Annotated in this window: 6 protein-coding genes; 5 read left to right on the top strand and 1 reads right to left on the bottom strand. The window is 68.3% G+C overall.

The window, feature by feature from the left end:
- Positions 1–81: 81 nt before the first annotated feature.
- From ABZS37_RS07450 to ABZS37_RS07435, 4 genes are all read left to right on the top strand, one after another.
- On the top strand, positions 82–951 hold the full coding sequence (locus ABZS37_RS07450; protein WP_355166500.1) for a sugar ABC transporter permease: 870 nt from the start codon (positions 82–84) through the stop codon (positions 949–951).
- The gene (locus tag ABZS37_RS07445) at positions 948–1,772 is read left to right on the top strand and encodes a carbohydrate ABC transporter permease (RefSeq protein ID WP_272616810.1); all 825 of its coding nucleotides are present in this window, start codon (positions 948–950) and stop codon (positions 1,770–1,772) included. The genes ABZS37_RS07450 and ABZS37_RS07445 overlap by 4 nt, the downstream gene beginning before the upstream one ends.
- A gap of 3 nt (positions 1,773–1,775) precedes the next feature.
- Complete coding sequence (locus ABZS37_RS07440; RefSeq protein ID WP_355166498.1) at positions 1,776–2,930, top strand: serine hydrolase domain-containing protein; 1,155 nt, start codon at positions 1,776–1,778, stop codon at positions 2,928–2,930.
- Between the two features lie 117 nt (positions 2,931–3,047).
- Positions 3,048–3,332, top strand: coding sequence for a hypothetical protein (locus ABZS37_RS07435; protein WP_355166496.1), 285 nt, complete (start codon positions 3,048–3,050; stop codon positions 3,330–3,332).
- A gap of 58 nt (positions 3,333–3,390) precedes the next feature.
- Here the strand turns inward: ABZS37_RS07435 and ABZS37_RS07430 are convergent, their stop codons facing one another.
- On the bottom strand, positions 3,391–4,704 hold the full coding sequence (locus ABZS37_RS07430) for a hypothetical protein (RefSeq protein ID WP_355166494.1): 1,314 nt from the start codon (positions 4,702–4,704) through the stop codon (positions 3,391–3,393).
- Between the two features lie 548 nt (positions 4,705–5,252).
- Here ABZS37_RS07430 and ABZS37_RS07425 point away from each other — a divergent pair.
- A complete protein-coding gene (locus tag ABZS37_RS07425; RefSeq protein WP_355166492.1) occupies positions 5,253–6,821 on the top strand; it encodes a polysaccharide lyase family 1 protein in 1,569 nt (522 codons plus the stop codon).
- The last annotated feature ends 48 nt before the right edge of the window (positions 6,822–6,869 follow it).

Genomic DNA, 6,869 nt, shown 5'->3' with positions numbered 1-6,869 from the left:
CGGCCAAAGCCGCCACCACTTCGTGGTGGTGAGCCAGGCTACGGCGTAGCGCGTCCGGGGTGTACCGGGAGAAGGTCCGCCATGGCCCGCGCGGCCGGGACCGGCTGGTTGTACGTCCTGCCCGCGCTGGTGATGTACGCGGTGTTCGTCCTACGCCCCCTCGCGCTGACCGTCCAGTACTCGCTCTACGACTGGAACGGCATCGGTGTGGCCCGCTGGGCGGGACTGGACAACTACGTCACCGTGTTCACCGACAGCGACCTGCTGAAAATCATCGGCAACGCGGTCATCCTGATCGTCTTCTTCAGCTTCATCCCGGTCGCCCTCGGGCTGCTGGTGGCGAGCATGGTTCGCCGGATCACCACCGGCGCGTTCGGGACCGTCGTCCGGACGATCCTCTTCCTGCCACAGGTCATTCCTCTGGTGGCGGCCGGTATCGCGTGGAGCTGGCTGCTCTCGTCGAACGGGCTGATCAACCAGGTGCTGCGCGCCGTTGGGCTGGGCGGCCTTGCCCGCGCCTGGCTGGGCGACTTCGACACGGCGCTGCCCGCCGTGGGCGTGATCGGCGCCTGGGTCCTGCTCGGCCTCTGCACGATCCTGCTGGTCACCGGCATGAGCAAGATCGATCCTGCGCTCTACGAGGCCGCCCGCCTGGACGGCGCCGGGCCGGTCCGCGAGTTCCTCGCCGTGACCCTGCCCAGCCTGCGTCAGGAGATCGGGGTCTGCCTCACCGTGACGATCATCGCCGCGCTGGCCAGCTTCGACATCGTCTACATCTCCACCAGCGGCGGTCCTGGTCTCCAGACCACCGTTCCTGGTTTGGAGATCTATCGGCTGGCCTTCTCGCAGCGTCAGGTCGGGCTCGCCTCCGCGCTCGCTGTCGTCCTGATGCTGTTGGTGCTGGCCTGTGTGCTGCCGATCCAGCGACTGACCCGCGGGGAGAAGCCGTGAACCTGAGCCGACGTGAACAGGTGACCGGCCGGGTCTTCCTGATCGCACTGATCCTCGTCACCCTGCTGCCGTTCGTGAGCATGCTCTCGGCGGCGTTGCAGCCCCGCGGCACCGTGCCCAGCGGCTTGGCCTGGCCGTCGGATCCACAGTGGGGAAACTTCGCCGACGCCTTCACGGCCGCCAACATGGGTGCTCTGCTTCGCTCCAGCCTGCTCATCGTGGCCGGTGTCGTGCCGGTGTCCGTGCTCATCGCCACCATGGCCGGGTTCGGGCTCGGCCAGCTGCGGGTGCCCGGCGGCCGACTCGTCTTCGGCCTCCTCCTCCTCGGTCTGACCCTGCCCTTCGAGGCCGTGGTCACCCCGCTCTATTACCAGATGCAGGATTTCGGCCTGCTCAACACCCGCTGGGCCATCATCCTGCCGCTGATCGGCCTGTACATGCCGTTCGCGGTGTTCTGGATGCGGGCGCATTTCACCAACGTGCCGGTCGAGCTGTCCGAGGCGGCCCGGGTGGACGGCAGCAGCACCTGGCAACTGTTCTGGCGGGTCCAGGTGCCTCTCGCCCGGCCGGCCATCGCCTCGCTGACGATTCTGATGTTCCTCTGGACGTGGAACCAGTTCCTCCTCGCCATCGTCCTCGTCGATGACGCCACCAAACGCACCATGGCGGGGGCGCTCGGCGCATTCCAGGGCCAGTGGGGCACCGATCTGGTGCTGCTGTGCGCCGGATCGCTGCTGATCCTCACCCCCACCCTGATCGTGTTCCTGATCTTCCAGCGACAGTTCATCAAGGCTCTGATCCAGGGATCAGTGAAGGGGTAGGCAGTGGTTACGCAGCCGCAGATCCACGGCGACGTCGACGAACGCTACGGGCGCGTCGCCGACGTCTTCCGCGACAACTTCACCTCTCAGGGAGAGGTCGGCGCCGCGGTCACCGTCTACGCACGGGGCCGCAAGGTCGTCGACCTGTACGGCGGGGTGGCCGACACCCGTACCGGGCGGCCCTGGGACGCGCACACGCCGGTCGTCGTCTTCTCCTGTACCAAGGGGATCCTGGCGATCTGCGCCTACCTGCTGGTCCAGCAGGGCCGGCTCGACCTCGACGCTCCCGTGACGCGCTACTGGCCCGAGTTCGGGCAGCACGGCAAGGCACACATCCCCGTGCGCTGGCTGCTCACGCACCAGGCCGGCCTGCCCGCGTTGGACCGCCCTCTGACCCTCGACGAGGTCCTGGCGTGGGACCCGGTCATCACATCGATCGAGGCGCAGGCACCGTTGTGGCAGCCGGGTACCGCACACGGCTACCACCCCATGACCTATGGCTGGCTGGTCGGTGAAGTGATTCGCCGTATCACCGGCCAACTACCCGGCGCGTTCTTCCGCGACACCGTCGCGGACCCGCTCGGCCTGCACACCTGGCTCGGGCTTCCGGCTGCCGAGAGCGACACTGTCGCATGGGGCCTCGCGCCACCTCCGGACGCCGACCCGTTCGTGGACCCGGTCGCCGAACGAGGAATCACCATGGGCGGGGCCTTCGCCTTTCCCGCCGACTCGTTCGGCCTGGTCAGCTTCAACGACCCCGCCATCCGGGCCGCTGGTGTCCCCGGGGCGGGCGCGGTGAGCACAGCGGACGGCCTGGCCCGCCTCTACGCGGCCTGCGTGTCCGACATTCAGGGTGGGCCCCTGCTCGCGGTCGGGTCGGTGGACGACGCGGTCGTCGTCCGTTCGCGGGGCCAGCAGCGACACGGCCCGCCGGACACCGGGCAACGCTGGGGCACCGGCTTCCTGCTGCACTCGCCCCCGGCCCGGCCGATGCTGGGTGAGCGCAGCTTCGGCCACGACGGCGCCGGCGGGAACCTGGCCTTCGCTGACGCGCAGCACGAGGTGGGGTTCGGCTACGTGGTCAACCAGATGCGCGGAATGGGCGACGAGCGCGCCAACCGGCTCACTGCCGCCGTCGGCGCCTGCCTCGACGCCTGAGGCGGCCGGCTCCGTCGTCGATCGCACCGCGTTCGGCTCTCCGGTGTCGCCCCGGCGATACCGGGGAGCCTGCCGTGGTCGGAGACCGCGCTTCGGCTCGCCTCCGACCAGGCACGCTTGTGGACGGTCCGTCTGTCGTCTCCGGTCCTGTTCGGCGACGGCCAGGCCGGCGCGAATCTCCGGCCGGCCTCCGCCACCGTCACCACCTGGCTCATGCCGTGGGCACAGCTCGCGTTGCTGTGTCTTCTCGCCGTACTGCTCATCGGCCTGCGGGCGGCGGCCCGGCACCGCCGGCGTCGGCTGGCCGGGCTGCTCGCCCGCGCCCGGCAGGAGGGCCGGCAGGAGGGCGAGGAGTCCGTGCTCGTCGGGGGTGCGCTCGCCGGTGACCCGCCAGCGCGATGAGATCGCGCCGGCGGATCGTGGCGATGCGTCGCCCGGCCCCACACCGTGTGCCGCGGCGTCAGGGCTTCGTCTGGTTGAGCAGCCAGCGGAGGATGCTGCTGTCCTCGTAGGTCGGCCCGAACGCCGCGTGGTAGTCCGGCAACGAGAACGCTCCGTCGGCGTACTCGGTGTAGCGAACGAGGTCGGCGGCCTGCTCCGGGGTCTTACCCCGAGCCTCGTACGCCTGCCGCAACATCGCCGAGGAGTTGCGTGCGCCTGAGACGTTCAGCAGGTGGTCGTGCTCGCCGTGCGTGATCCAGACCGGCACCTCGGCCGCCGCGATGGCGGTTGCCTGCGCGGCGTTGACCGGGAAGCCGCCGGTCACCAGCCCACCGGCGAACAGGTCCGGCCGCTTGGCGAACGCCGCCCACAGCAGTTGGGAGCCGTACGACACCGTGGTCGCGTACACCCGGTCGGTGTCCACGGCGAACTGGCCGACGAACTGGTCGAGCAGCTTGATCAGCAGGTCGGCCTCGGCGGCCCCACCGACACGCTGGTGCTGGGGCGCCAGGACGATCACGTCCTCGGAGGTGCCGGTCCAGCGTGGTTGGAGCCATGCGGTCGCCGGGATGTCGGCGGCGAGTTGGACACCGAGGTTGTCGCCGTCCCAGCCCATTCCGTGGCCGGGGAGAACGACCATGAGCGGGTACTTGCGGCCGGGCTGGTAGTTCTTCGGCAGGTGGTAGTGGTACGGCAGCACCATCCCGCCACTCAGGAACGAGCCGTAGGTGAACGAGTCGACCAGTTCGTCGACCGGCTTCTCGGTGACCGGACGGGACTCGCGAGGGGTGGCCTTGGCGAGCACGGGCCCCTTACCGGACCCACGGCCGGGCTGCCCGTGTACGTCCTTGCGTTGCTTCACCTGGGTCGGCAGCTCGGGATTGACCTTCACGGTGCAGAGAAAGGTCGGGCACTTGGAGACCATGACCGTCGAGCCGCCCGTGTCGGCGGGGTCGAGCTCGACGATGACGTACCGGCCCGGTGCCGACCGATGGTCGGTACGCGTGCCCGGCACGCCGTTGGTGTAGGTGTGTGTGATGGTCCGGTCGGCGAGCTTCGGCAGGTCCTCGATGGGGTTGAATCGGAAGTTGTAGATGGTGTCGGTCACCGAGAACGTGGCGGTGTCGAGGGTGCGGGGGTTGACCGTCGCGCCGTACTCGATCGCCACCGCGGAGACCTTCTGACCGTACGTGTAGACGGTGGTGATCGGGGTGATGCTGCGGATTCCGTCCTCGGCGCCCCGGCTGCCGTTCGTGCTGCCGTATGCCGTGCCGGAGGCGCCAGCCAGAACGAGGGTGGCGACGAGCGGAGTCAGTCCTTTTCGCAGTCTCATGCGAGTCCTTTCTCGGGACGGTGCGCTCAGCTAGCGATCTCTGGGGAGGGGCGAGAGTGTCGCTAAACTGATTTAGCAGAGCATCGGTGGCGGTTCCGGTCGTGTCAAGACCGACCTGGCAACAACCCGGAGCCTTCGCCTGCGCAGCTTCCGCTGGACCTCCGGGTGCCCCCGCGAGTCAGCCAGGCCCCGACGTTGGTGCCGCTGCCGATCAGACGGCATGCCGGTGCGCTGGCTCTCCCGTGGGCACTGCAACAAACCTGCAAGCGCTAGCCCTTGCCTTCAGGGAAACCGCTTTCCTACCATTGCGTTACATCGATGTTTCATTCTTGAACCGGGCGATCGTGTATCGAGCTACGCCGTCAGGGGGCACCCGTCTGCGTGGCGACTCCCTGCCGTGGCCAGGGCGATGGGGATATCGATGAAGCTTCTTCGATTTACTGCCGTCAATTTCTAACCGGTCGAGAGGGTTCCGACCGACAGGTGGGCGGTCACGACGACCGCCGCAGGCACCGGCACAAACCAAACGAATGCGAAGGTGAGACGAGATGAGACGACCAGTCGCGCTGCGACTTCAGGCAGCGCTGGCCACGGCAGCCGTTGGGATCGCGATCGGGGTGGCCCTGCCAACCCCGCAGGCGTCGGCGGCGGCCGGCAACGCCACCGGCTACGCCACCCAGAACGGCGGGACCACCGGCGGTGCGGGCGGGCAGACGGTACGGGCCACCACGGGGACGGCGATCCATGCGGCGCTGTGCGGTCGGGCCAGTAGCAGCACCCCGATCACCATTGAGGTCACGGGAACCATCAACCACGGCAACACCAGCAAGGTGTCGGGTTCGAGCTGCAACACCGCAGCGGGCGTGATCGAGCTCAAGCAGATCAGCAACGTCACCATCATCGGGGTCGGCAGCGGAGCCGTCTTCGACCAGCTCGGCATCCACATCCGCGACTCCAGCAACATCATCATCCAGAACGTGACCGTCCGGAACGTCAAGAAGTCGGGCTCGCCCACCTCCAACGGTGGAGACGCCATCGGCATGGAGAGCACGGTCCGCAACGTCTGGGTCGATCACGTCACCCTGGAGGCCTCAGGCGGGGAGTCGGAGGGGTACGACGGCCTCTTCGACATGAAGGACAACACCCAGTACGTGACCCTGTCGTACAGCGTCCTGCGCAACTCCGGTCGCGGCGGCCTCGTCGGGTCCAGCGAGAGCGACCTCTCGAACGGCTTCATCACGTACCACCACAACCTGTACGAGAACATCGACTCCCGGACGCCGCTGTTGCGCGGTGGCACGGCACACATCTACAACAACCACTACGTGAGCCTCCACGAGTCGGGCATCAACTCGCGGGCAGGGGCGAAGGCCAAGGTGGAGAACAACTACTTCCGGAACTCCAAGGACGTCCTGGGTACCTTCTACACCAACGAGCGTGGCTACTGGCAGGTCAGCGGCAACGTCTTCGACAACGTGACCTGGTCCAGCGCCGGCAGCGAGAACTACCCCGCCGGCCCCAACCCGACGTCCAACACCACCGTCAGCATCCCGTATTCGTACAGCCTCGACGGGGCGAGCTGCGTGCCCGACATCGTTCGTCAGACGGTGGGCGCCAACACGGGTCTGAAGGTGTCGAACGGTAGTTGCTCGCCGCAGACCCCGGCGCCGACCACGCCTCCTCCGACCACGGCGCCTCCGACCACGCCTCCGCCCACCACGCCGCCTCCGACCACCCCGCCCCCGCCCAGCGGGACCAACCTCAGCCTCGGTGCCGGTGCCGATGGCTCCAGCAAGGCCAGCGGGACAAGCTACGGCAACGTGCGCGACGGCAACATCAGCACCTACTGGTCGCCGGCCGGGTCGACCGGCTCCATTTCGATCAAGTGGGGTTCCGCCACGCGGGTGTCCCGAGTGATCATCCGCGAGCCGTCGGGGACCCAGGGCTCCATCGGGTCCTGGCAGCTCATCAACCACGACACGGGGGGCGTCCTGGCCTCCGGCAGCGGGGCGGGTTCCATCACCTTCTCCGCGACCTCACTGAGCAAGATCACCTTCATGATCAACAGCTCGGGCGGTGCGCCGCGGGTCGGTGAGTTCGAGACGTACGCCAGCTAGCAGCCGGCGGGGCGGGAGCGGTGACCCTGTCGCTCCCGCCCCGCGCCC

The organism is Micromonospora sp. NPDC005413, assembly GCF_040606435.1.
Lineage (GTDB): Bacteria > Actinomycetota > Actinomycetes > Mycobacteriales > Micromonosporaceae > Micromonospora.
The sequence above is the reverse complement of the archived record's forward strand: the minus strand, read 5'-3'. Positions and strand labels throughout refer to the sequence as shown.

Coding starts and splice junctions, on each gene's coding strand:
- ABZS37_RS07450 (WP_355166500.1), top strand. CDS start 82: ATGGCCCGCGCGGCCGGGACCGGCTGGTTGTACGTCCTGCCCGCGCTG.
- ABZS37_RS07430 (WP_355166494.1), bottom strand. CDS start 4,704: ATGAGACTGCGAAAAGGACTGACTCCGCTCGTCGCCACCCTCGTTCTG.
- ABZS37_RS07425 (WP_355166492.1), top strand. CDS start 5,253: ATGAGACGACCAGTCGCGCTGCGACTTCAGGCAGCGCTGGCCACGGCA.